This window comes from Nocardioides renjunii, assembly GCF_034661175.1.
Taxonomy (GTDB): domain Bacteria; phylum Actinomycetota; class Actinomycetes; order Propionibacteriales; family Nocardioidaceae; genus Nocardioides; species Nocardioides renjunii.
In genome coordinates this window covers 3,406,519-3,429,957 of record NZ_CP141058.1, presented here as the reverse complement: position 1 = coordinate 3,429,957, position 23,439 = coordinate 3,406,519, and the positions used below count along the sequence as shown (strand labels likewise).

The following is a 23,439-nucleotide window of genomic DNA, read 5'->3' as shown; positions in this document are numbered from 1 at the left end:
AGGTTGCGCGAGCGGCCCCACGAGACCAACAGTGGTCACCTCCCCACGAAAGGTTCACAGATGAGCAGCAAGGCAGAGCAGATCCTCGCCGGCCTCGGCGGCGCGGACAACGTCGTCGAGATCGAGGCGTGCATCACCCGCCTCCGCACCGAGGTCAAGGACGGGTCCCTGGTCGACCAGGCCGCCCTCAAGTCGGCCGGTGCCCACGGGGTCATGGCGAGCGGCACGGTCGTCCAGGTCGTCGTCGGGCCCGAGGCGGACAACCTCGCCGACGACATCGAGGACCTGATGTGAGCCAGTCGTCCGTGCAGGTCCTCGCACCCTGCCCCGGCAGGGTCATCGCGATGACCGACGTGCCCGACCCGGTCTTCGCCGAGGAGATGGTGGGCCCCGGCGTCGCCATCGAGCCCGACGCGGGCCGCACCACGGTGGTCGCCCCGATCGCCGGCACGGTCGTCAAGGTCCTCCCGCACGCCTTCGTCGTGCTCGGCGACGGCGTGGGGGTGCTCGTCCACCTCGGCATCAACACCGTCCGCCTCGAGGGGGAGGGCTTCGAGGTCCTCGCCTCGCAGGGCGACGAGGTGTCCGCCGGGGACCCGATGATCACCTGGGACCCCTCGAGCCTGCCGGGGTCCGCGGCCGGCCTGGACGTCTCGCCGGTCGTCCCGGTCGTGCTCATGGACGCACCCAAGGGCTCGGTCACGAGCGACGCGGTCGGCGGACCCGTCGCCGCCGGCGACCTGCTCTTCACCACCGCATGACCCGGGTGTCGGCCCTGCTGCTCGACCTCGACGGCACGCTCGTCGACTCCGAGCCGCTGCACCGCCGGGGCTACGAGTCCTTCTTCGCGCACAAGGGGTGGGACGTCCCCGACCTGACGATCTTCACGGGCCGCCGAGCGGCCGACGTCTTCGCCACCGAGCCGGGGCCGTGGGCCGGCCTCGACCCCGAGGCCGTGCTCGCTGAGGTCCTGACGCACGTCCCGGACGAGGCGGCCGGCGCCGTGCCCGGGGCGCGCGAGCTGATCGAGGCGGCGCGCGCCGCCGGCGTGCCCGTCGCCATCGTGACCTCCGCCGGTCCGGCATGGGTCGAGCGCTCCCTCGTCGAGTCGCTGTCCCTCACGCTCGAGAGCGTCGACCTCGTCGTCACGGCGCGCGACGTGGCGGACGGCAAGCCGCACCCGGCGGGCTTCGCCCTGGCCTGCGAGCGGCTGGGCGCGGACCCGGCCGAGGCACTCGCTGCCGAGGACTCGCCCGCGGGGGTCCGCGCGGCGGTCGCTGCGGGCGTACGACGCGTGCACGGCATCGCCACGACGCACGACCCGCGTGTGCTCACCGAGGCCGGTGCGGCGGAGGTGCACGACGACCTGCGGCCGCTGCTGCCCCTCGTCAGCTGACGGTCGGCGGTCCGTCGAGGCCGGCGACGACGTCCTCGACGAACGTCGCGAGGCTCCGCGGCGGCCGGCCGGTGACCCGCTCCACCTCACCGGTGACCTCGGCGAACGCGCCCGCGCGGACCCGCTCGTAGGTCATCTCGGTCAGCTCGCGGTCGAAGCCGTCCATGCCGACGACAGCCTCGGCGACGGTCTGCCGGCGATGGGTGACCTGGCGGCCCGCGAGCGGCGACAGGAGCCCGGCGGTCTCCTCGAGGGTGAGCGCCTCCGGCCCGGTCAGCTCGAGGACGCTGCCGCGGTGGTCGCTGTCGAGCAGGGCCACCTCGGCGACCGCGGCGATGTCGCGCGCGTCGATCCAGGCCAGCCGACCGCCCCGTCGGGGAACGGCAGCTCGGCGTCGCCGGTCACGGCGTCGCGGAAGAAGCGGGGATCCGTGAGGACCTGCATGAACCAGCTCGGCCGCAGGATGGTCCAGCTGCGGGGGCCGGAGCGCACCGCGTCCTCGCACCGCAGGCCCCAGCGGTCGAGCGCGGCGTAGTCCGCGGCGCGCTCCGAGAGCAGGACGACGTGGGCGTCCTCCGGCGCCTGGCCCAGCAGTCCGGCGATGAGCTCGGGGGCGTCGGGCCGGTCGGGCCGGACGACGAAGACGGCGTCCACGTCACCGATGGCGCTGCCCCAGGTCGTCGGCTCGTCCCAGGAGAAGGCGGTGGGCACGACGCCGGGGAGGTCGACGGTCGCCGGGTCGCTGCTCCCGCCGAGCACCTCGACACCCGGCCGCGCGACCAGCAGGCGGGCCAGCGGGTCGCCGGTCTTGGCCCGGGCTCCGGTCACGAGGATCCTGCGCTGCGGCTCCATGACGACCGAGGCTAGTCAGCCGGGCAAGACCGGACCGCTCGCACCCGTCGAGGCCTGTCGGGTGTCGGTCCGCGCCGCCAGACTGTCGCCATGCGATCTCGGGAGCGCGACGGACGGGTGGGCGCGGGCGTGGCCCAGGAGCCGCGCCGGTTCTACGACGGGGGCACCCTGCCGTCCGAGGACGGGCCCGGTGAGCCGCCGGACCCGGGGTCGGACCCCCGCATCGTGCTGGAGCGGCACGCCGAGGAGGACGTCGAGCTGTTCGAGCTCGAGCGGCGCATCGCCTACCGCGACCGCCACCTCGGCGAGCTGCTCGTGCCCGCCGACGCCCACTTCCGCACCGACCTCACCTCGGTGCCGGCGCTGTTCACCTGGCTGGTGCCCAAGACCGGCGCGCACCTGCCGGCGGCCCTGCTCCACGACGCGCTGGTGGCCGGCCGCGACGACCCGACGTCGTACGTGTCCACCGAGGGGCACGTCGTCGACCGGGTCGCGGCCGACCGGGTCTTCCGCGACGCGATGGCCGACACCGGCACCGGGGTGATCCGGCGCTGGATCGTCTGGACGGCCGTCACCGTGGCGACGGTCTTCGTGGGACGGGCCGTGCCGTGGTCGCGGGCCAAGCACTGGTCCTACCGGGTGGCGGCCGGCACCACGATCGCGACGGTCCTCTACCTCGGCTACAGCGCGACCGGCGACCTCGTCGACCGGTCGTGGCCCGGGGCGGTGGACGTGCCGTGGATGGGCGAGCGCGCCTGGTGGGTGGAGGCGCTCGGCGGGCTGTCCGGCGCCATCGTGCTCCCGCTCGCCCTCAGCCTGCTGTGGGGGCGGCTGCGGATGGCCGGTGCGATCGCGGGCGTCATGCTCGCGGTCCTGCTCCACGTCACCCTCGGCCTCGCCGCCATCGGCGCGACCTACCTCGCGCTCGAGCGGCTGGCCCGGCGCTCACCCGTCCTCGGCTGGACCCTCGCCGCCACCGTGGTCGTCGCCGCCATCACCACCTTCGGCCTGGTGACGTTGAGCTGAGGCAGTTCGGCGCCCGACGTCGTCTGGACTGACGAGCGAGCAAGCGTGACGAGCGCAGCGAGGCAGCGCCGTCGAGCGAGGAGGGAAGACGACGTCCTCAGGGGCGCCGAACACGCCCGAGCGGAGCGAGGGCAGACAGCACAGACGACGTCCTCAGGGGCGCCGAACACGCCCGAGCGGAGCGAGGGCCATCAACGCAGCGAGTACGTCGCGAGCGAGACCCCGACGTAGTGCGCGGCGAAGGCCAGCACCGTGAAGGAGTGGAACACCTCGTGGAACCCGAACCACCGGGGCGAGGGGTTGGGCCGCTTGAGGCCGTAGACCAGGCCGCCGACCGTGTAGAGGATGCCACCCGCCGCGACGAGCACGAGCGACGCGATGGCGATGTCCGAGCTGAACTTGTCGGCCCCCTGCATAAACTGGGGAATGAAGAAGACCGCCGCCCAGCCGAGCGCGATGTACATCGGCGTGTAGAGCCAACGAGGCGCGTCGGTCCAGAACACCCGGAAGAGCACCCCACCGATGGCCGCGGCCCAGACGGTGACGAGCAGCGTCGTGCGGGCGGAGCCGTGCAGGAAGAGCAGGGCGTACGGCGTGTAGGTGCCGGCGATGAGCACGAAGATGTTGGCGTGGTCGAAGCGGCGCAGTAACGCCCACGTGCGCGGCGACCAGGTGCCGCGGTGGTAGATCGCCGACACGGTGAAGACGAGGAGCGCGGACAGCGCGAAGGCCGCCGAGCCGATGCGGGTGGAGGCGGTGGGGGACAGGGCCACGAGGACGATGCCGGCGGCGAGCGCGAGCGGTGCGGTGGCGGCGTGCAGCCAGCCCCGGAGCTTCGGCTTCACCTCGGCCATCTTGTCGGACACGACCTCGCCGGCACGCTCGACGGCGTGCTCGACGCGCTCGCGCTGCGTCATGAGGTCGTCTCCATGACTAGAAAGTACCCAAACCGGCACAAGGCACGCTGGTCTTCCCGCGAGGACTCGGTCACATCGCGGTTATCCTCGGACCGTGGTCAACGTGAAGGACGCCGTACGACGGGTGCTCTACCCGGCCTACGAGTCCCGGGTGGTGAAGCTCCTGCCCCACGACCAGATCCCGAAGCACGTGGGGGTCATGCTCGACGGCAACCGTCGGTGGGCGAAGGCCGTGGGCCTCAACACCGCCGAGGGCTACCAGGCCGGCGCCGACAACATCCGTCCGCTCCTCGGCTGGTGCGAGGAGGTGGGGGTCGAGGTCGTGACGCTGTGGCTGCTCTCGAGCGACAACCTCACCAACCGCCCACGCGAGCAGATGACCGGCCTGCTGAAGATCATCGAGGGCGCCGTCGAGTCGCTGGCCGAGGCCGGGCGCTGGCGGATCCATCCCGTGGGAGCGCTCGACCTGCTGCCCACCGAGACCGCCGAGCGCCTCAAGGCGGCCGAGGAGGCGACCCGGCACATCGACGGAATCCTGGTCAACGTGGCCGTCGGCTACGGCGGGCGGCGCGAGATCGCCGACGCGGTCCGCGCCCTGCTCGCCGACCACGCCTCGCGCGGCACCTCGCTGGAGGAGCTGGCCGACATCATCGACGTCGAGCACATCGCCGACCACCTCTACACCAAGGGCCAGCCCGACCCCGACCTGGTGATCCGCACGTCGGGGGAGCAGCGCCTCGGCGGCTTCCTGCTGTGGCAGTCGGCCAACTCGGAGTTCTACTTCTGCGAGGCCCTCTGGCCCGACTTCAGGCGGGTCGACTTCCTCCGGGCGATCCGTGCGTACGCCGCCCGCGAGCGCCGCTTCGGCGGCTGAGCCGGCCCCCCGGCAGACGTCATCTGCTCGTCACCTCGCGTTCGGGCGTGTCGCCCCGGATCGGGTGGGCGCCGGGCGTACTTTCGCGACATCGGCAGGTGGGGAAGCCTGCTGAACCGGGAGGCAGTCCTTGAGCACTCAGATGGGAGCTCTCCGGTCCGTTGAATGACATCGGGCCGGGCGAGGAGTGCGCGCGCCGACCCGCAGCAAGGGGTTAGTCGTGGCCAGCAAGACCTCATCGCCCAGCTCCGCCCGCCCGTCCACCGCGTTCTCCGAGGGCCGCAGGACCTACGTCCTCGACACCAGCGTCCTGCTCGCCGATCCCGGTGCGCTCACCCGCTTCGCCGAGCACGAGGTCGTGCTGCCGGTCGTCGTCATCACCGAGCTGGAGGGGAAGCGGCACCACCCCGAGCTCGGCTACTTCGCCCGCTCCGCCCTGCGGGCCCTCGACGACCTCCGGGTCGTGCACGGCCGCCTCGACAAGCCGGTGGGGATCGGCTCCGAGGGAGGCACCCTGCGTGTCGAGCTCAACCACACCGACCCGCAGGCGCTGCCGTCCGGCTTCCGGCTCGGCGACAACGACACGCGGATCCTCGCCGTGGCGCGCAACCTCGCCGACGAGGGCCACGAGGTGACCCTGGTCTCGAAGGACCTGCCGCTGCGGATCAAGGCCTCCGCGGTCGGCCTCGACGCGCAGGAGTACCGCGCCGAGGCGATCAGCGACTCCGGCTACACCGGCATGACCGAGCTCGAGGTGCCCGCCGCCGACCTCGACGAGCTCTACGAGGACGGCGTCATCGACCTCGCCGAGGCCCGCGACCTGCCCTGCCACAACGGACTGGTCCTGCTCTCCGAGCGAGGCACGGCCCTCGGCCGGGTCGGTGCGGACAAGCGCGTGCACCTCGTGCGCGGCGACCGCGACGCGTTCGGCGTCCACGGCCGGTCCGCCGAGCAGCGCGTCGCCCTCGAGATGCTGCTCGACCCGGAGGTCGGCATCGTGTCCCTCGGCGGACGCGCCGGCACGGGCAAGTCGGCGATGGCGCTCTGCGCCGGGCTCGAGGCCGTGCTGGAGCGCCGCCAGCACAAGAAGGTCGTCGTCTTCCGCCCGCTCTTCGCCGTCGGCGGCCAGGAGCTGGGCTACCTGCCGGGGTCGGAGAACGAGAAGATGTCGCCCTGGGCGCAGGCCGTCTTCGACACCCTCGGGGCGCTCACGGGCAAGGACGTGATCGACGAGGTGATGGACCGCGGCATGCTCGAGGTGCTCCCGCTGACCCACATCCGGGGCCGGTCGCTGCACGACGCGTTCGTGATCGTCGACGAGGCGCAGTCGCTGGAGCGCAACGTGCTCCTGACGGTGCTCTCCCGCATCGGCGCCAACTCCAAGGTCGTGCTGACCCACGACGTCGCCCAGCGCGACAACCTGCGGGTCGGCCGGCACGACGGCATCGTCGCCGTGGTGGAGAAGCTCAAGGGCCACCCGCTGTTCGCGCACGTCACCCTGACCCGCTCGGAGCGCTCACCGATCGCGGCGCTGGTGACCGAGATGCTGGAGGACGTCACGCTCTGAGGCGTCCCGAGGGATGGCGCGACCCCGTGTGTCGCAGGTGACAGCACGCCGCCTGCGACACACGGGGTCCGTGCGTCTGCTGGGACGGATGTGACGCAAGGGGCACGACGAATTGTGCAGTTCGGTTTGCACGGTCACCAGCGCTCATGCATGGTGGCTCGTGACCGTTCCGTGACATCGGTCGCCGGCAGGGCCTGGAGCACCCCCGCACCGCCCGTCCTGCTGCGCGAGTCGGCCCGGTCGCCGCACGTCAGAGCGTCAGCGACGTGCACACCCCTGCCCTCGACCCCCCCGTGAGCCCCTGTGTCGAAGCCTGACAAGTACGTTCCGAAGCACCGCGCCCCCGGCAAGCACAAGGCCACGCGCGCGCCTGGTCGCGCCCTGCGCACCGGGGTGGCGCTGACCGGCCTCGCCGCCGTCGCGACGGGCGTGAGCGTCACCGGCGGCGTGCTGGCCGGCGACACCGGCACGCTGGCGCCGGCCGCCGCCGACGTGGCCACCGGATCCAGCGCGACGTCCACCGCGACGCCGCAGACCGCTCCGACGGACGCCGCGGCCGGTGCGGCCGAGGCCCAGGCGCCGTCCTCGTCCGACGCCGCGGCGGCCCTCGAGCAGCGCTCGCAGCGCGGCACCGCCTCCCGCTCGGCCCGCCGGACGGACGCCACGAAGGCCACCGCGCTGGAGATGTCGGCCGGGTCGGCCGTGACCCGGTCGCAGAGGCTGTCCGCGGGCGACCCGCGCGACATCGCCCGGGCGCTGCTGCCGGCCTACGGCTTCTCGGCCGACCAGTTCTCCTGCCTCGACCAGCTCTACGTCAGCGAGTCCGACTGGCGCGTCGACGCGGACAACCCCACCTCGTCGGCGTACGGCATCCCGCAGGCGCTGACCCAGCTGCACGAGCTCCCCGCCGACTACATGACCTCCGCCGAGTCACAGATCCGCTGGGGCCTGGAGTACATCCAGGACACCTACGGCACCCCCTGCAGCGCGTGGAGCTTCAAGCAGGCCAACAACTGGTACTGAGCCGCCTCCCGGCCCGGATCCCAGCGTCCGTGGCGAGGCGTACCGTCTCGTCCTGACCCGCACGAGCCTGCCCGAGGACACCCCCCATGCCCGAGCCCGACGCGCCTCGCGACGCGCTGTGGCTCGGTGTCGCGCTCGCCTGCGTCGTGTCCTCGCCGGCCGCCGCCTACGCCGCCCAGAGGTCCGACGGGTGGACCGAGGCGCTGCTCTTCGCGCTCCAGCTCGTCGTGACCGGCATGGCGTTCCTCATCCCGCAGGGACTCGCCATCGCGGCCAAGCGCCGTGAGCGCTCCTCCGAGCAGCGCGAGCTCGACGCACGCACCGACACCCGGGCCACGATCAACGACGCCCTCGACCCGGTGCTCCGCATCCTCGGCGAGATCTCGGCCGAGCGGAGCAAGCCCGCGCGCGAGCAGCTCATCGCCCAGGCCATCCCGTTCGTGCTCACCGCCGCCTCCAACCTCATCGGGTCGGAGCGCTCGCGTGCCTGCTGGTTCGAGCTCACCGACGGCGACCCGCCCAGCCTCGTCCCCCGCCTCGCGGCGGGTCGCTCCGGGTCGCCCACCACCACCTTCACGCCCGGTGACCCCGCCGGTGAGGCGGCGATCGCGATGGTGCTGCGGGGGGAGAACCTCCTGTGCCCCGACATCGACACGGACCCGCCACCCGGCTGGGACACCACCAAGCCGCGCGACTACAAGACCTTCATCTCGATCTCGGTCGCGACCGCCGACACCGCCTACGGGATGCTCACCCTCGACGCGCTCGAGGCAGGCGCGCTGACCAACGACGACCTGCACATGCTGGGGCTCATGGCGTCGGCGCTGGCCGCCGCACTCGCCCAGCGGACCTGACCGCTGAGCGCGTGCGGCGGACGTGTCGGAGCCGTTGTCTAGTGTGTCGCTGGAACCGTGTGGCACAGTGGAAGCAGGTTCACGGAGGTCCGTCGAAGGAGGACGTGTCATGGCGCAGAAGCTGGTCAAGCCCCGTCGCGACGACCGCATCTCCCGTGCCCTGGCCGACCCCAAGACCTACTTCGCGCAGGCCCGCGAGCGGGCGCGCAGGGAGGTCGTCGCCGAGATGGCCCAGGAGCGCGGCCGGCCCACCGACCGCCGCCGCCTCGCCTGAGTAGCCGGTTCTCGCGCCGGTTCCCGCGTCCGGTCCTCAGGGTCGGGCCGGCACCTCGATCGACATCACGCAGTTCTTGAGCCCCTTGGGCCGCACGTAGGTGAAGCCGAGCCGCTCGTAGAGGCGCCGGGTGCCGTTGTAGAGGAACGACGAGGACATCTTCTTGGTCTGCTCGGTGAGGTCGTGGGGGTAGGACTCGACCACGCCGCCACCCCTGGCCGCGATGTGGTCGAGGGCGCCGCGGATCGCGAGCTCGGTGACGCCGCGCCGGCGGTGGCGCCGGTCGACGAAGACGCAGGTGATGCGGTAGTCGGGGTCGCCGGTCTTCTCGGCGTCGTACTGCTTGAGGTGGTGCAGCGTGGGCAGCTCGGCGGGCGTGCCGTACTCCGCCCAGGCGACCGCCTCGTCGCCGTCCATCACCAGTGCCGCGTGGGCCGCGCCGGCCTCGACGTAGCGCCGCTTGAGGGCGCGGTTGGCCTCCGCGCCCTGGCCGCGCTCCTCGCTGTCGGGATGGAACCAGATGCACCAGCAGCCGCCGAAGATCCCGTTGTGGCGCAGCACGAGGTCGTCGAACGCCGGCCAGGTCTCGGCCGTCAGCTCCGCGATCGTGTACGCCCCCCGGTCCGCCCCGTCGTCAGCCATGCCGCCACGCTAGACCCGGAAGCGGACGATCGGGGTCCGGTTCAGTCGCCCGTCATCGAGTCCACGTCGAGCGCCGCGTCGAGCTGCTCCTCGGTGAGGTCGCCCCGCTCGACGTAGCCCATCGCGATGACCGTCTCGCGGATCGTCGCGCCCTCGGCCAGCGCCCGCTTGGCGATCTTCGCCGCCTCCTCGTAGCCGACGTGGGCGTTGAGCGGCGTGACGACCGACGGCGAGGACTCGGCGTAGCGCCGCATCCGCTCCGCGTCGGCGGTGATGCCGTCGACGCAGCGCTCGGCGAGCAGCACGGTCGAGGTGGACAGCACGTGGATCGACTCCAGCAGTGCGTGGGCCATCACGGGCATCATCACGTTGAGCTCGAAGCTCCCCGAGGCGCCCGCCCAGGCGACCGTCGCGTCGTTGCCGACGACCCGGGCGCAGACCATGAGCGTCGCCTCGGGCAGCACCGGGTTCACCTTGCCCGGCATGATGCTGGAGCCGGGCTGCAGGTCGGGGAGGTGGATCTCGGCCAGGCCGGTGGTGGGGCCGGACGACATCCAGCGCAGGTCGTTGCAGATCTTGGTGAGGCCGACCGCGACGGTGCGCAGCACCCCGGACAGCTCGACGAGGGAGTCGCGGGTGCCCTGGGCCTCGAAGTGGTCGCGGGTCTCGGTGAAGGGCTGGCCGGTGCGCTCGGCGAGGGCGGTGATGGCGCGCTCGGCGAACTCGGCCGGGGTGTTGATGCCGGTGCCGACCGCGGTGCCGCCGAGCGGCAGCTCGCGGACGCGTGGGAGCACCGCATCGAGCCGCTCGACGCCGAGCCGCAGCGTGGCGGCGTACGCCCCCATCTCCTGGCCGAGCGTCACGGGGGTGGCGTCCATCAGGTGGGTCCGCCCGGCCTTGACGTGGTCGGCGAACTCGACGGCCTTGGCCTCGAACGACGTCGCGAGCCGGTCGAGGGCCGGGACGAGGTCGTCGACCACGGCGAGCGTCGCGGCGACGTGGATGCTGGTCGGGAAGGTGTCGTTGCTGCTCTGCGACGCGTTGACGTGGTCGTTGGGGTGCACCTCGACACCGGCGCGGGCCGCGAGCGTGGCGATCACCTCGTTGGCGTTCATGTTGGAGCTGGTGCCGGAACCCGTCTGGAAGACGTCGAGCGGGAACTCGCCGTCGTGGTCGCCGGCGACGATCGCGTCGGCAGCGGCGACGACGGCGCGCGCCTGCTCGTCGCTGATCACGCCCAGGGCGGCGTTGGCCGTCGCGGCCGCCGCCTTGACGTGCGCCAATGCCTGGACGTGGCGGGGCTGGAGCGTGAGGCCGCTGATCGGGAAGTTCTCGACCGCGCGCTGCGTCTGCGCCCGCCAGAGTGCGTCGCGAGGCACCTCGACCTCGCCCATGGAGTCGTGCTCGATGCGTGTCTCGCTCATGGGTCGACGGTATCCCTTGACACATTGGTAACCAACACGTTACCAATATCGCATGGATCCGTTCGCCGCTCTCGCCGACCCGGTGCGGCGAGGCCTGGTCGCCCGGCTGGCCCGCGGACCGGCCCGCGTGGTCGACCTCGCCGCCGACCACGACGTGAGCCGTCCCGCCGTCAGCCGGCACCTGCGCCTGCTGGCCGACGCGGGGCTGGTGAGCGCCGAGGACCGGGGCCGCGAGCGGCACTACCGGTTCGAGGCGGCCGGGCTGGGCGTGGTCCGCGACTGGCTGGACGGCCTCGAGCCGGACGCCCCCTCGTCGGACGTGAGGTTCGCCGAGTCCGTCCTCGACGGCCTCGACCTCGAGGTCCGGCGCACCACGCGCGAGCGCGCCGCCGACCGACCTGCCGACCGATCCGACCGGTCCGACCGGTCCGACGACCGATCCGACCACGCTGAGGAGACAGCATGAGCACCGGCACCACCGCACCCCACCCCACCGGACGCCGCGAGGAGCGCGACGGCGAGACGTTCCTCGTCTTCGAGCGGACCTTCCGGGCACCGATCGACGACGTGTGGGCGGCCGTGACCGAGTCCGACCGGCTCGCCCGCTGGATCGGGGTGTGGGCGGGCGACCCCGCCGCGGGGTCGGTCGCCTTCCGGATGACGGCGGAGGGCGACGACGTCCCCGAGGAGACCATCTGGGTCGACGAGTGCGTGCCGCCGCGCCGCCTGGTCATGCGCTCGGCGCAGCCCGACGACCCCGCTCGGCTGTGGGCCTGGCAGGTGGACCTCGCCGAGGCCGACGGTGTCACCACCCTCACCTTCGCCCAGGGCGTCACCGACACGGTGCTCGCCGAGAGCGTGGGGCCCGGCTGGGACTACTACCTCGACCGCCTCGTGGCGGCCGAGACGGGCGCCGACCTCACGGCCATCGACTTCGACGACTACTACCCGGCCTTCCAGGCGCACTACCGCGCGGCGCTCGCCTGAGCGCATCGCCCTGCTCGCGACCGCCGCACGACTCCCCGCCGGTCGTCGGCGTTTGCGGGCCCGGCCTCGCCCGGCGAGGTGGAAGCATGACGCCATGCGATCACTGCGTCTCGGGGTCGGTGCCGGACTGGCCGTCGTGCTCGTCGGGGTCGGCTCCGCCTGCTCGGCGCTCGGCGGCGACGACACCGACCTGGCCGGCGACCTCGCCGACGACCTCGCGGCCGCCCTGTCGGACCACTCGCTCGGCGACGTCCCGCTGACGGACGAGGCCGACCGGGCGGCGTACGCCGAGCTGGTCGCGCCCCTCGACGAGGTGCCCGTCGAGGTCGAGGTCGTCCGCGTCGAGGAGCCGGAGGACGACGCGACCGCGGCGACCGCGACCCTGGGATGGCGGTGGCAGGTCACGGAGGACGCGACCTGGGACTACGAGTCGAGCGTCGCCCTGGTCGAGGCCGACCCGGGCTGGCGGGTCGACTGGACGCCGGAGGCGCTGGCGCCTGACCTCGCCGAGGGCGACACCCTCGGCCTGCGGACGGTCACCGCGCAGCGCGGTGACATCACCGGAGCGGACGGTGCCGTGCTGGTGACCGAGCGGCCGGTCCTGCGCTACGGCCTCGACAAGACCAAGGTCGAGGGGCCGCAGGTCGCCCGCAGCGCCCGGCGCATCGCCCGGGTCCTCGACGTGGACGAGGCGTCGTACGTCGAGCGCGCGGAGGCGATGGGCGCCGAGGCCTTCGTCGAGGCGATCGTGCTGCGCGAGGACGACGCGCTCGACGTGCTGCCCGCCTTCCGCGAGGTCCCGGGCGCGCTCGCGGTGCGCGACACACTGCCGCTCGCGCCGACCCGGGAGTTCGCCGCCGCGCTGCTCGGACGCGTCGGCCCCGCCACCGCCGAGCTCGTCGAGGAGTCCGGGGGCAGCATCGCGGCCGGCGACGAGGTGGGGCTGTCCGGGCTGCAGCTGCGCTACGACGAGCAGCTGCGCGGCAGCTCCGGCACGGCCGTCGTCGCGCGCGACGCCGAGGACGAGCTGCGCACGCTCTTCGAGGTCCCCGCGACCGACGGCACGGACCTCGCCACGACGCTCGACCCCGACCTGCAGCAGCGCGCCGAGGCGGCGCTCGCCAGGCTGGGCGAGTCCGCCCCGGCCGCCGCGCTGGTGGCCGTCCGGCCCTCCGACGGTGCCGTGCTCGCCACCGCCAACGGCGTCGGGACGGCCGGTGCCGACCTCGCCTCCACGGGCCAGTACGCGCCCGGCTCGACCTTCAAGGTCGTCTCCTCGCTGGCCCTGGTGCGCAGCGGGCTGTCCGTCGACGACGTCGTGTCGTGCCCCGCCACGACCGTGGTGGACGGCCGCTCCTTCAAGAACTACGACGACTACCCGGCGTCGGCGCTCGGCGACATCCCGTTCGTCCAGGCGATCGCCCAGTCGTGCAACACGGCGCTCATCGGCAACGCCGACCGGCTCGCCCCCGGCGACCTCGCCGCCGCGGCGCAGGCGCTCGGGCTCGGCACCGACCACGACCTCGGCTTCCCGGTCTACTTCGGGCAGGTGCCACCGCCCGAGACCGAGACCGGGGCCGCCGCCGACATGATCGGCCAGGGCACCGTGCTGGCCAGCCCGTTCGCGATGGCCACGGTCGCGGCGTCGGTCTCCGCCGGTCGGGCGGTGCTGCCGATGCTCCTCCCGGACCACCAGGTGCAGCAGACGCCGCGCGAGGTGCCGCTGACACCGGAGGAGGCCGGCACCCTCCGCGGCCTGATGCGGGCCGTGGTGACCACGGGGTCGGGGCGGTTCCTGCTCGACGTGCCGGGTGAGGTCGGCGCCAAGACCGGCACGGCCGAGTACGGCCAGCCCGATGCGTCCGGGAGCCTCCCGACGCATGCCTGGATGATCGCCACCCGCGGCGACCTCGCCGTGGCGGTCTTCGTCGAGACCGGCGTCTCCGGCTCGCAGACCGCCGGCCCGGTGCTGGAGGCGTTCCTGCGCTGAGGGTGCCCGCGGTCAGCGGCGGGCGAGGTAGAGGAAGTACTCCTCCGGCCGGTCCTGCAGCAGCACGTCGTGGGCCTGCTCCTCGGCCTCGCCGAACACCTCGCGCAGCGCGGTGAGCAGGCCGGGTGCGGCGCTGCCCGACCACACGACGAGGACGCCGCCGGGGCTGAGCACGTCGCGGCACCGGCGGAGGAACGGGACCTCGTAGACCGCCTCGTTGGCCTCGTGGACGAGGTAGCCGGGCCCGTTGTCGACGTCGAGGAGCACGAGGTCGTACGTCGACCGCGCCTCCGCGATGGCCATCGCGATGTCGGCGTTGACCACGGTGGCGCGCGTGTCGGCGAGCAGCGCCGGTCCGTGCGGGACGGTGCCGTCGCGCATCCAGCGGATGAGCGGCTCCTCGATCTCCACGACGACGGCGCGCTCGACGCGCGGGTCGGCCAGGACCCGCTGCAGGGTGAACCCGAGGCCGAGCCCGCCGATGAGGACGGCAGCCGGCTCCTCGACCAGGTCGAGGGCCTGCGCGGCGAGCTCGATCTCGCTGGTCGTCTCGAGCGTGTCCATGACGAACACCCCGTTGACCCGCAGCTCCACCACGTCCGCCGCCGTGTCCGACGTACGCCGCCGCAGCACGACCTCTCCGCGCTCGGTCTCCGCCCGTGCGATCTCCACGCTGTCCACGGACCCATCCTGCCGGGTGCCCGGCCCGAAAACTGTGCAGAAGTAGTGCGCCGGACGGTCCGGGCGTTGTTACGTTGGGACCGTGTACACCGTCGGGCGGGCCGCAGAGCTCACCGGCGTGCCCAGCGGGACCCTCCGCAAGTGGGAGCAGCGCTACGGCGTGGTCGTCCCGCAGCGCTCCTCGGGCAACTACCGGCTCTACGACGACGAGGCCGTGCGCCGGCTCAGCGTGATGCGCAGCCTGGTGGACGCCGGCTGGTCGGCGCAGGAGGCGGCGCGGCACGTCGCGACGGACGTGGCGGCCGCGGAGGCGGTGCTCCCGCGCCCGGCCGAGCCGCCGTTCGAGGAGCGCCACCACACGCTCGTGCAGTGCGCGCAGGACTTCGACGTGCCCGGGCTCGAGCGGCTCCTGTCGGACGGCTTCGCCGACGCCGACCTCGTCTCGGTGGTCGACGACTGGCTGCTGCCGTCGATGGTGCACCTCGGCAGGGCATGGCAGCGCGGTGAGGTGACCGTGGCCGGCGAGCACTTCGTGACCGCGTCGGTGCACCGCCGGCTCGCCCAGGCCTTCCAGTCGATCCCGTCGGCGCCGGCCGGCGGTCCGCGCGTCGTCGTCGGCCTCGCCCGCGGCTCCCGCCACGAGGTCGGCATCCTGTCCTTCGCCCTGGTCCTGCGGTCCCGCGGCGTCGCGGTGACCTACCTCGGCGGCGACCTCCCGCTCGAGGCGTGGGTGAGCGCCGTACGACTCGTCGCACCCGCCGCGGTCGTCCTCGCCGCACCGACGCTCGAGGACCTGCCCGCCGTCCGGGAGGTCGTCGAGGCGGTGCGGCCGATGGCCGCGGTGCTCCTCGGCGGCGCGCACCAGGCAGAGGTCGACGGGGCCGAGCGGCTGGGCCACCTCGCCGGCGCCGCCGCCGCCTCCCTCGCCACGCGTCTGGGTGCCGTGAGCTAGCCCCTGCTCGTCCCGCCTCCGGGACGTGTGGCGATGTGGTCGCCAGGGCGACCGGATCGTCACACGTCGTTGACGAGCGCCTCTCCACAGGTGCAGGACAGGGGCTGTTGTGGGCCCCCAGTGCGGCTGGAGCCTGAGGGCATGGTCGACGCCATCGGACCACTCGACGCCCGAGCGAGAGGTGCCCGCCTCCTGTCGCGGGCCCTCCATCGCGCCGACGACCAGGGCGGCGTGCTCGGCCTCGCGCAGCTGCACGAGCTCGGGCTGACGCGCTCGCAGGTCCGGGCGCAGGTCGGGGCGAGGCGGTGGCAGCGGGTCCACACGCAGGTGGTCGCCACTCACACCGGTCCCCTCACCGAGGAGGGGACGTGGTGGGCGGCGGTGCTCGAGGGCGGGCCGCAGGCCTACCTCGACGGTGCGTCCGCGCTCACGGCCGGCGGGATGACCGGCTTCGACTGCGACACCGTCCGCGTCAGCGTGCCGCCGACCGCGAGGTCCAGGAAGGCGCCCGGCCTGCTCGTACGCCGTACGCGTCGCCACGACCCGCGCACAGTCGTGTCCTCCGGCGTGCCGCGCGCACGTCCGGAGGTCGCTGCCGTCCACGCGGCCCTGTGGGCAGCCTCGGACAAGCAGGCCGCGCTCCTGTTGACCATGCCGGTCCAGCAGCGACTCACGACGGCCGACCGGATCGGTCGGGCCCTCCTCGACGTCCGACGCCACGCGCGCCGCAGGTTCCTGCAGGCCGTCGTGCTGGACCTGCTCGACGGCGTGCGGTCGATCAGCGAGGCGGAGTTCGCGGCGGAGTGTCGCTGGCGTGGTTTGCCGAGGCCCGCCCGACAGGTCCTCCGCAGGGGGAGGGACGGGCGCTACTACCTCGACGTCTGCTGGGAGGAGTGGGGAGTGGTCGTGGAGATCGACGGGATCCACCACCTCTGGGCACCGCAGGTGGTCGCCGACGCGCTCCGCCAGAACGAGGTGACGCTCACCTCCGACGTCGTCCTGCGCCTGCCACTGCTCGGGTTGCGGGTCGCGCCGGACGAATTCTTCGCGCAGGTCGAGCGGGCGCTGCGCCAGCGCGGCTGGTCCAGAGCCGGGACGTGTGGCGATGTGGTCGCCAGGGCGACCGGATCGTCACACGTCAGGCCGGCTGCTCCGCCGAGCGCACCCGGATCCCCGCCCCGGTCAGCGAGCTGAGCGGGACGGTCACGGCGCCGGAGGGGTCGGTGAAGAAGTCGTTGCCCTTGTCGTCGACGACGATGAAGGCGGGGAAGTCCTCGACCTCGATCCTCCACACCGCCTCCATGCCGAGCTCCTCGTACTCCAGCACCGACACCGACCGGATGCAGTCCTGCGCCAGGCGGGCGGCCGGGCCGCCGATGGAGCCGAGGTAGAAGCCGCCGTGGGAGGCGCACGCCTGGGTGACCTGCTGGGAGCGGTTGCCCTTGGCGAGCATGACCATCGACCCGCCGGCGGCCTGGAACTGCTCGACGTACGAGTCCATCCGGCCGGCCGTCGTCGGGCCGAAGGAGCCGGACGGCATGCCCTCGGGCGTCTTGGCAGGCCCGGCGTAGTAGACCGGGTGGTCGCGCAGGTAGGACGGCATCTCCTCACCCGCGTCGAGGCGCTCCTTGATCTTGGCGTGCGCGATGTCGCGGGCCACGACGAGCGGGCCGGTGAGGGACAGCCGCGTCTTCACCGGGTGGCGGGAGAGCTCGGCCAGGATGTCGGGCATCGGCTGGTTGAGGTCGACCTGCACGACCTCGCCCGCGGAGATGTCGTCGGAGACGCCGGCGTCGGGCATGTACTGCGCGGGGTCGGTCTCGAGCTGCTCGAGGAACACGCCCTCCGGCGTGATCTTGCCGAGCGCCTGCCGGTCGGCCGAGCAGGAGACGGCGATCGCCACCGGGCACGAGGCACCGTGGCGGGGGAGCCGGACGACGCGGACGTCGTGGCAGAAGTACTTCCCGCCGAACTGCGCGCCGATCCCGAAGGACTGCGTCAGCTCGAAGACCTGCTCCTCCAGCTCGACGTCACGGATGCCGTGGGCGGCCATCGAGCCCTCGGTCGGCAGGTCGTCGAGGTAGTGCGCCGAGGCGTACTTGGCGGTCTTCAGCGCGAACTCCGCGCTCGTGCCGCCGATGACGACGGCGAGGTGGTACGGCGGGCACGCGGCGGTGCCGAGCGAGCGGATCTTCTCGTCGAGGAACTCCATCAGCCGCGTGGGGTTGAGGACGGCCTTGGTCTCCTGGAAGAGGAACGACTTGTTGGCCGACCCGCCGCCCTTGGCCATGAAGAGGAACTTGTACTCCGGGACGTCCTTGGCGGGCGTGGAGTAGAGCTCGATCTGCGCCGGCAGGTTGGTGCCGGTGTTCTTCTCCTCGAACGTCGTCAGCGGCGCGAGCTGGGAGTAGCGGAGGTTGAGCCGGGTGTAGGCGTCGTAGACGCCGCGGCTGATGGCCTCGCCGTCGTCGGCGCCGGTGAGCACGCCCTCGGACTTCTTGCCCATCACGATCGCGGTGCCGGTGTCCTGGCACATCGGCAGCACGCCGCCGGCGGAGATGTTGACGTTCTTGAGCAGGTCGAGCGCGACGAAGCGGTCGTTGCCGGAGGCCTCCGGGTCGTCGATGATCCGGCGCAGCTGCGCGAGGTGACCGGGCCGGAGGTAGTGGCTGATGTCGTGCATCGCCTCCTCGGTGAGCCGGCGGATCGCCTCGGGCTCGACGGTGAGGAAGGTGCGGCCCCCGACCTCGACGGTCGAGACGCCCTCGGTGGTGACGAGGCGGTAGGGGGTCTCCTCCGCGCCGTTGGAACCGGCGGTGGGAAGGAGGTCGGAGTAGTGGAACTCGGCGGCGCTCACGGCCGCAGATGCTACGCCGGGCCGGCGTCCTCGCCCGCGTCGCCCTCACGCCCGCGCCGCTCCTGCTCGCGTGCCTTGCGGCGCTGCTCCTCGGCACGCTCGCGGACCTTCTTGAGGAACTCCTCGTCGGCGCCGGGGTCGGTGGCCGCGAACCGGCCGGGGCGGTCGTACTCCGGGAACGCGGTGGCGCTGCGCTCGTGGGGACCGGGCCGCCGCGCCGCGCGCACCGGGCGGCCGGCCGCCAGCCAGGCGACCGAGCCGACGAAGGGGAAGAACAGGATGAGCAGGATCCACCACACCTTCGACAGGTGGCGCACCTCGTCGTCGCGGCTCGAGATGGCCTCGACGAGGCAGTAGATGCCCAGCACGATCGGCACCAGGAAGAGGACGATGCGCATCAGACGGACCCCCGCAGGTCGGCCCTGCCGGGGCCCCGGACGACCGGGGACGACCGGCGCGGCGGCAGCGTAGCGCGAGGCGCGGGCCGTGCGCGGGCAGTTGCGGCGCGCACCCGGGATTCACCGGTCGGACGCGGGACGTCCATGCGGGAGTAGCCTCCGATCCGACGGGACCGACGAGGCTCCGCCCGGCACACCCCGCCGATCTCGGACAAGCTCTCCTGGAGGTCCACGTGAACACCCGCAAGACGCTCGTATCCCTCGCCGCGATGGCCACGCTCGCCGCGGCCGCCGGCTGCGCCGCCCCCGAGAAGGAGGCGGACACCACCACCGAGAGCGGCGTCGACGCCGCCGCCGCGACCTCCGCCGAGGACTTCGGCGGCCTGGAGGAGCTCGTCACGGCCGCGCAGGAGGAGGGCGAGCTCAACGTCATCGCCCTGCCGCCCGACTGGGCCAACTACGGCGAGGTGATCTCCACCTTCGAGGAGAAGTACGACATCGAGGTCAACTCCGACCAGCCCGACGCCGCCTCGCAGGACGAGATCAACGCCGCCAACGACCTCCGGGGCACCGACCGCGCCCCCGACGTCTTCGACCTCGGCCAGTCGGTCGCGCTCGCCAACACCGACATGTTCGCGCCCTACCAGGTGGAGACCTGGGACGACATCCCCGACGAGTTCAAGGACCCGGACGGCGCCTGGGTCAACGACTACGGCGGCTACATGTCGATCGGCTACGACTCCGCGGTCGTCCCGGACGTCACGTCGGTGAAGGACCTGCTCGGGCCGGAGTTCAAGGGCAAGGTCGCGCTCAACGGTGACCCGACCCAGGCCGGCGCGGCGTTCAGCGGCGTGGTGATGGCCTCGATCGCCAATGGCGGGTCGGCCGACGACGTCGCCCCCGGCGTCGACTTCTTCACCCAGCTCAAGGAGGCCGGCAACTTCCTCACCGTCGACCCCGACTCGACCACCATCGAGCAGGGCACCACCCCCGTCGTCATCGACTGGGACTACCTCGGTGCCGCCGCGGCCGCCAACGTCGACACGTGGAAGACGGTCGTCCCCGAGGAGGCCGTCGTGGCCGGCTACTACTTCCAGGCGATCAACGCCGACGCGCCGCACCCGGCCGCCGCGCGCCTGTGGCAGGAGTTCCTCTACAGCGACGAGGGCCAGAACCTCTGGCTCAAGGGTGGCGCCCGTCCGGTCCGCGGTGACGCGATGGCCGAGGCCGGCACCATCGACGAGGAGCTGTGGGGCGCCCTGCCCGAGGTCACCGGCGAGCCGGTCATCCCGACCGACGAGCAGACGGTGACCGCCGGGGAGTACCTCGCGGCGAACTGGTCCAAGGCCATCCGCTGAGCACGACCACCAGTGGGAGTCCGGGCCGGCGGTCCGCCGTCGGCCCGGCCCTCCCGCTCCTGCCGTTCCTCCTCTTCGTCCTGGTCTTCCTCGTCGTCCCGACGCTGACCGTCGTCGTCGGTGCGTTCCAGGACGAGGACGGCCGGTTCACCCTCGGCAACCTCGACGCGCTGACCAGCGAGGCCGCCCTCTCGGCGCTGCGCGGGTCGTTGGTCCTCTCGGCGTCGACCGCCCTCATCGGCGCCGTGCTCGGCGCGCTGCTCGCCTACCTCATCGTCTCGATGCCGCCGAGCAGCCTCATGCGGCGCGCCACCCTCGCGGTGAGCGGCGTGCTCGCCCAGTTCGGTGGCGTCGTGCTGGCCTTCGCGTGGATCGCGACCATCGGCCCGGTCGGCGTGATGACCAAGGCTGCGGCGGACCTGTTCGGGGCGGACCTCTACGGCTCGGGGTGGCTCTTCGGGCTGCCCGGCCTGGTGGTCGTCTACGCCTACTTCCAGATCCCGCTCATGGTGATCGTCTTCGCCCCGGCCTTCGAGGGCCTGCGCCCGCAGTGGCGCGAGGCGGCGGTCAACCTCGGGGCGTCCACGTGGTCCTACTGGCGCCACGTCGCGCTGCCGCTGCTGACGCCGGCCTTCCTCGGCGCGCTGCTGCTGCTCTTCGCCAACGCGTTCGCCGCCTATGCCACCGCGGCCGTGCTGGTCAGCCAGGGCCAGCCGATCGTGCCGCTCATGATCCGCCAGGCCATCACCAGCGAGGTCCTCCTCGGCCAGGCCAACGTCGGCTTCGCGCTGGCGCTGGAGATGATCGTCGTGGTGACGCTGGTGATGGTGGCCTACAACCTGCTCCTGCGGCGTACGTCGAGGTGGATGCGATGACGCACTCACCGGTCTTCCGGGTCGTCCGGGCGCTGCTGCTGCTGGCGTTCGCGGCCTACTTCTTCGTCCCCCTGCTCGCGATGTTCGACTTCTCCACCCAGGTCCGGGGCAGCGCGCCCGGCCGCACCTGGGACAACTGGGCCTTCATGGTCACCGACGAGGACCTCCGCTCCTCGATCGTCGCCTCGCTGCTGCTGGCGCTCTTCACCGTGGTGCTGATGGTCGCCCTGCTGGTGCCGACGATGGTGTGGGTGCGGCTGCGCGTCCCGCGGGCCAAGAAGCTCATCGAGTTCCTGTGCCTGCTGCCGCTCACGATCCCCGCGCTGGTCATCGTCGTCGGCATCACCAACGTCTACTCCTGGGTGACCTACCTGCTCGGCGACGACGCCCTGGTGCTGACCTTCGCCTACGTCGTGCTGGTGCTGCCCTACTCCTTCCGCGCCGTCGACGCCTCGCTCTCGGCCGTCGACGCCGCGACGCTGTCGGAGGCGGCCCGGTCGCTCGGCGCGGGCTGGTTCACCGTGATCGTGCGGATCATCATGCCCAACATCACCGGCGGCATCCTGGGCGCGGCGTTCATCGCCGTGGCCCTCGTGCTCGGCGAGTACGTCTTCGCCTCGCTGCTGCACTTCGACACCCTGCCGGTCGCGATGGCAGCGCTCTACAAGACCAACGGACCCGCCGCCATGGCCGCGGCGCTCGCCTCGATGATCCTCGTCGCGGTGCTGCTCGTGGGCCTCACCTTCCTCAGCCGTGACCGGCACAAGCAAGGAGCTTCGTCATGACCGACCAGAGGATCGCGGGCGGTCTCGCCGTCGAGCTGTCCGACCTCACCCGCGTCTACGGGTCGGTGCGCGCCCTCGACGGGCTCACGCTCCACCTCGACCCCGGCGAGCTGGTCGCCTTGCTCGGCCCGTCCGGCTGCGGCAAGACCACCGCCCTGCGGATCCTGGCCGGCCTCGACCGGGCCACCTCCGGCACCGTCGCCGTGGGCGGCAAGGACCTGACGCGGGTGCCGGCCAACAAGCGCGACATGGGCATGGTCTTCCAGGCCTACAGCCTGTTCCCGCACATGACGGTGATCGACAACGTCGCCTTCGGCCTCAAGCTGCGCGGCCGCGACGGTGCGGCGCGACGCCGGCGCGCGGGCGACATGCTCGACCTCGTCGGGCTCGGCGAGCACGCCGACCGCTACGCGCACCAGCTCTCCGGCGGCCAGCAGCAACGCGTCGCCCTCGCCCGCGCCCTCGCGATCGAGCCGTCGGTGCTGCTGCTCGACGAGCCGCTGTCGGCGCTCGACGCGAAGGTCCGCGTGCAGCTGCGCGACGAGATCCGCCGCGTCCAGATCGAGGTCGGCACGACGACCCTCTTCGTCACGCACGACCAGGAGGAGGCGCTGGCCGTCGCCGACCGGGTCGGCGTGATGAACGCCGGTCGTCTCGAGCAGCTTGCCCCCCCGGCCGAGCTCTACTCCGCGCCGGCCAGCCGGTTCGTGGGGGAGTTCGTCGGCCTCAGCAACCGGGTGCCGGCCCGCGTCACCGGCGAGGTGGCCTCCGTCCTCGGCCGCGACGTGCCCGTGCTCCCCGGGTCGGCGACGGGGGAGGGCGTCGCACTCGTCCGCCCCGAGTCGGTCTCGGTGGTCGCGGACCCGGCCGGTCCGGCCACCGTCGCGACCGTCATGTTCCTCGGGCCCCTGTCGCGGGTGACGTGCACGCTCGCCGACGGCACCGACGTGGTGTCCCAGCTCGCCAGCTCCGAAGCGCTGCGCCTCGAGCCGGGGGACCGGGTGCGGCTCGAGGTCGCGCCCGCGCCGGTGCTCGTCGTGGCCTGACCGGGGGCCGACAGCGGCGCCGTTTTTGCACCATTCGGCCTAGAGTGCAAAACTGCACTCTGTGTCCGATAGTGCAATCCACCGCCGCGGTCGGCGGACGACCGAGCTGCGCATCGTCGACGCCGCCCAGCGGCTCGCCGACGAGCACGGCAGCATCGATGGCTTCACGATGAACGAGCTCGCCCTGGCCGCCGACGTCTCGCGCCGCACCCTGTTCAACTACTTCCCGAGCAAGGTCGACGCGGTGCTCGGCCCGGACGTCGTCATCGACCCGGACGCGCTGGAGACGTTCCGCACCGGCGGCCCGACCGGCGACCTGATCGAGGACCTGCAGGCCCTGCTGCTGGGGATCCTCGAGAACGAGGACGTCGACCGCGAGGTGCTCCGGCGGTTCGACCGCATCGTGCACGCCAATCCGGTCCTGCTGCTCACGCTCAAGGACCGGATGCGCCGGCTCGTCGAGCGCCTGGTCGAGGCCGCCGTCCAGCGCCCGGGCGGCGACCTGCCCGCGCGCGACGTGCACCTCGCCGTCGCGGTCCTCGGCGGCGTCACCGAGGCCGCGGTCACCGCCTTCATCGACGACCCCGAGCAGGACTTCGCCGGGCTCATCGTCTCCGGCATCGCCACCGTCCGCCGCCTCTTCGGCTGACGACGCCCCCGA

The 23,439-nt window shown here is 72.7% G+C and carries 27 protein-coding genes; 19 read left to right on the top strand and 8 right to left on the bottom strand.

Features of this window, described 5'->3' with window-relative positions:
- Positions 1-3 precede the first annotated feature (3 nt).
- Genes SHK17_RS16445 through SHK17_RS16435 form a run of 3 tightly spaced genes read left to right on the top strand, consistent with a single transcriptional unit; the run spans position 4 to position 1,396 of the window.
- Positions 4-294, top strand: a complete 291-nt coding sequence (locus SHK17_RS16445; RefSeq protein ID WP_322920007.1) for a PTS glucose/sucrose transporter subunit IIB — start codon at positions 4-6, stop codon at positions 292-294.
- Positions 291-761 carry a PTS sugar transporter subunit IIA gene (locus tag SHK17_RS16440; RefSeq protein WP_322422984.1) on the top strand — a complete coding sequence of 157 codons (471 nt, stop codon included), beginning with the start codon at positions 291-293 and terminating at the stop codon, positions 759-761. Before SHK17_RS16445 ends, SHK17_RS16440 begins: the two co-directional genes overlap by 4 nt.
- Complete coding sequence (locus tag SHK17_RS16435; protein WP_172265999.1) at positions 758-1,396, top strand: HAD family hydrolase; 639 nt, start codon at positions 758-760, stop codon at positions 1,394-1,396. The genes SHK17_RS16440 and SHK17_RS16435 overlap by 4 nt, the downstream gene beginning before the upstream one ends.
- On the opposite strand, the gene SHK17_RS16430 is transcribed toward SHK17_RS16435, so the two are convergent.
- Both SHK17_RS16430 and SHK17_RS16425 read right to left on the bottom strand, forming a co-directional pair.
- Complete coding sequence (locus tag SHK17_RS16430; protein ID WP_322920006.1) at positions 1,389-1,715, bottom strand: Rossmann-fold NAD(P)-binding domain-containing protein; 327 nt, start codon at positions 1,713-1,715, stop codon at positions 1,389-1,391. The genes SHK17_RS16435 and SHK17_RS16430 overlap by 8 nt on opposite strands.
- Positions 1,670-2,248: an SDR family oxidoreductase gene (locus SHK17_RS16425; RefSeq protein WP_322920005.1), complete on the bottom strand. Its 579-nt coding sequence runs from the start codon at positions 2,246-2,248 to the stop codon at positions 1,670-1,672. The genes SHK17_RS16430 and SHK17_RS16425 overlap by 46 nt, the downstream gene beginning before the upstream one ends.
- A 90-nt stretch (positions 2,249-2,338) precedes the next feature.
- On the opposite strand from SHK17_RS16425, the gene SHK17_RS16420 reads away from it, so the two are divergent.
- Entirely contained in the window at positions 2,339-3,274 is a 936-nt protein-coding gene (locus SHK17_RS16420) for a DUF1353 domain-containing protein (RefSeq protein ID WP_322920004.1), read from the top strand.
- A 191-nt stretch (positions 3,275-3,465) separates the two neighbouring features.
- On the opposite strand, the gene trhA is transcribed toward SHK17_RS16420, so the two are convergent.
- Positions 3,466-4,191, bottom strand: coding sequence for a PAQR family membrane homeostasis protein TrhA (trhA, locus tag SHK17_RS16415; protein WP_322920002.1), 726 nt, complete (start codon positions 4,189-4,191; stop codon positions 3,466-3,468).
- Between the two features lie 94 nt (positions 4,192-4,285).
- Between trhA and SHK17_RS16410 the strand changes: the two genes are divergently transcribed.
- From SHK17_RS16410 to SHK17_RS16390, 5 genes are all read left to right on the top strand, one after another.
- Positions 4,286-5,065, top strand: a complete 780-nt coding sequence (locus SHK17_RS16410) for an isoprenyl transferase (RefSeq protein ID WP_322920001.1) — start codon at positions 4,286-4,288, stop codon at positions 5,063-5,065.
- Positions 5,066-5,285: 220 nt separating this feature from the next.
- Complete coding sequence (locus SHK17_RS16405) at positions 5,286-6,632, top strand: PhoH family protein (protein WP_322920000.1); 1,347 nt, start codon at positions 5,286-5,288, stop codon at positions 6,630-6,632.
- A 303-nt stretch (positions 6,633-6,935) separates the two neighbouring features.
- Positions 6,936-7,655: an aggregation-promoting factor C-terminal-like domain-containing protein gene (locus SHK17_RS16400; RefSeq protein WP_322422977.1), complete on the top strand. Its 720-nt coding sequence runs from the start codon at positions 6,936-6,938 to the stop codon at positions 7,653-7,655.
- Positions 7,656-7,741: 86 nt separating this feature from the next.
- Positions 7,742-8,509 carry a GAF domain-containing protein gene (locus tag SHK17_RS16395; RefSeq protein WP_322919999.1) on the top strand — a complete coding sequence of 256 codons (768 nt, stop codon included), beginning with the start codon at positions 7,742-7,744 and terminating at the stop codon, positions 8,507-8,509.
- Between the two features lie 109 nt (positions 8,510-8,618).
- Entirely contained in the window at positions 8,619-8,783 is a 165-nt protein-coding gene (locus SHK17_RS16390; RefSeq protein ID WP_172265975.1) for a hypothetical protein, read from the top strand.
- Positions 8,784-8,819: 36 nt separating this feature from the next.
- Here SHK17_RS16390 and SHK17_RS16385 read toward each other — a convergent pair whose 3' ends face one another.
- Both SHK17_RS16385 and SHK17_RS16380 read right to left on the bottom strand, forming a co-directional pair.
- A complete protein-coding gene (locus SHK17_RS16385; RefSeq protein ID WP_322919998.1) occupies positions 8,820-9,425 on the bottom strand; it encodes a GNAT family N-acetyltransferase in 606 nt (201 codons plus the stop codon).
- A gap of 41 nt (positions 9,426-9,466) precedes the next feature.
- The gene (locus SHK17_RS16380; RefSeq protein WP_322919997.1) at positions 9,467-10,849 is read right to left on the bottom strand and encodes a class II fumarate hydratase; all 1,383 of its coding nucleotides are present in this window, start codon (positions 10,847-10,849) and stop codon (positions 9,467-9,469) included.
- Positions 10,850-10,901: 52 nt separating this feature from the next.
- On the opposite strand from SHK17_RS16380, the gene SHK17_RS16375 reads away from it, so the two are divergent.
- The 3 genes from SHK17_RS16375 to SHK17_RS16365 all read left to right on the top strand — a co-directional run bounded on the left by SHK17_RS16375 (position 10,902) and on the right by SHK17_RS16365 (position 13,826).
- On the top strand, positions 10,902-11,315 hold the full coding sequence (locus SHK17_RS16375; protein WP_322919996.1) for an ArsR/SmtB family transcription factor: 414 nt from the start codon (positions 10,902-10,904) through the stop codon (positions 11,313-11,315).
- Positions 11,312-11,836, top strand: a complete 525-nt coding sequence (locus tag SHK17_RS16370) for an SRPBCC family protein (protein WP_322422974.1) — start codon at positions 11,312-11,314, stop codon at positions 11,834-11,836. Before SHK17_RS16375 ends, SHK17_RS16370 begins: the two co-directional genes overlap by 4 nt.
- Positions 11,837-11,930: 94 nt before the next feature.
- Positions 11,931-13,826 (top strand): penicillin-binding transpeptidase domain-containing protein, encoded by a 1,896-nt coding sequence (locus SHK17_RS16365; RefSeq protein ID WP_322919995.1) that lies wholly within the window; start codon positions 11,931-11,933, stop codon positions 13,824-13,826.
- Positions 13,827-13,838: 12 nt separating this feature from the next.
- On the opposite strand, the gene SHK17_RS16360 is transcribed toward SHK17_RS16365, so the two are convergent.
- Positions 13,839-14,507: a spermidine synthase gene (locus tag SHK17_RS16360; RefSeq protein WP_322919994.1), complete on the bottom strand. Its 669-nt coding sequence runs from the start codon at positions 14,505-14,507 to the stop codon at positions 13,839-13,841.
- 82 nt (positions 14,508-14,589) lie between these two features.
- Here SHK17_RS16360 and SHK17_RS16355 point away from each other — a divergent pair, with 82 nt between their 5' ends.
- Complete coding sequence (locus tag SHK17_RS16355) at positions 14,590-15,459, top strand: MerR family transcriptional regulator (RefSeq protein ID WP_322919992.1); 870 nt, start codon at positions 14,590-14,592, stop codon at positions 15,457-15,459.
- A 141-nt stretch (positions 15,460-15,600) separates the two neighbouring features.
- Positions 15,601-16,653, top strand: a complete 1,053-nt coding sequence (locus tag SHK17_RS16350; protein WP_322919990.1) for a hypothetical protein — start codon at positions 15,601-15,603, stop codon at positions 16,651-16,653.
- Here SHK17_RS16350 and SHK17_RS16345 read toward each other — a convergent pair.
- Both SHK17_RS16345 and SHK17_RS16340 read right to left on the bottom strand, forming a co-directional pair.
- Positions 16,598-18,316, bottom strand: a complete 1,719-nt coding sequence (locus tag SHK17_RS16345) for a fumarate hydratase (protein WP_322919988.1) — start codon at positions 18,314-18,316, stop codon at positions 16,598-16,600. The two genes, SHK17_RS16350 and SHK17_RS16345, sit on opposite strands and share 56 nt — an antisense overlap.
- Before the next feature lie 11 nt (positions 18,317-18,327).
- Positions 18,328-18,714 carry a PLD nuclease N-terminal domain-containing protein gene (locus SHK17_RS16340; RefSeq protein ID WP_322919987.1) on the bottom strand — a complete coding sequence of 129 codons (387 nt, stop codon included), beginning with the start codon at positions 18,712-18,714 and terminating at the stop codon, positions 18,328-18,330.
- A gap of 233 nt (positions 18,715-18,947) precedes the next feature.
- Between SHK17_RS16340 and SHK17_RS16335 the strand changes: the two genes are divergently transcribed.
- From SHK17_RS16335 to SHK17_RS16315, 5 genes are all read left to right on the top strand, one after another.
- Positions 18,948-20,072, top strand: a complete 1,125-nt coding sequence (locus SHK17_RS16335) for an ABC transporter substrate-binding protein (RefSeq protein ID WP_322919986.1) — start codon at positions 18,948-18,950, stop codon at positions 20,070-20,072.
- Positions 19,964-20,947 (top strand): ABC transporter permease, encoded by a 984-nt coding sequence (locus SHK17_RS16330; protein ID WP_322919985.1) that lies wholly within the window; start codon positions 19,964-19,966, stop codon positions 20,945-20,947. The genes SHK17_RS16335 and SHK17_RS16330 overlap by 109 nt, the downstream gene beginning before the upstream one ends.
- On the top strand, positions 20,944-21,732 hold the full coding sequence (locus SHK17_RS16325; protein WP_322919984.1) for an ABC transporter permease: 789 nt from the start codon (positions 20,944-20,946) through the stop codon (positions 21,730-21,732). Before SHK17_RS16330 ends, SHK17_RS16325 begins: the two co-directional genes overlap by 4 nt.
- Complete coding sequence (locus tag SHK17_RS16320) at positions 21,729-22,778, top strand: ABC transporter ATP-binding protein (protein ID WP_172265946.1); 1,050 nt, start codon at positions 21,729-21,731, stop codon at positions 22,776-22,778. The genes SHK17_RS16325 and SHK17_RS16320 overlap by 4 nt, the downstream gene beginning before the upstream one ends.
- A gap of 61 nt (positions 22,779-22,839) precedes the next feature.
- A complete protein-coding gene (locus SHK17_RS16315; protein ID WP_322919983.1) occupies positions 22,840-23,427 on the top strand; it encodes a TetR/AcrR family transcriptional regulator in 588 nt (195 codons plus the stop codon).
- Positions 23,428-23,439: the final 12 nt, after the last annotated feature.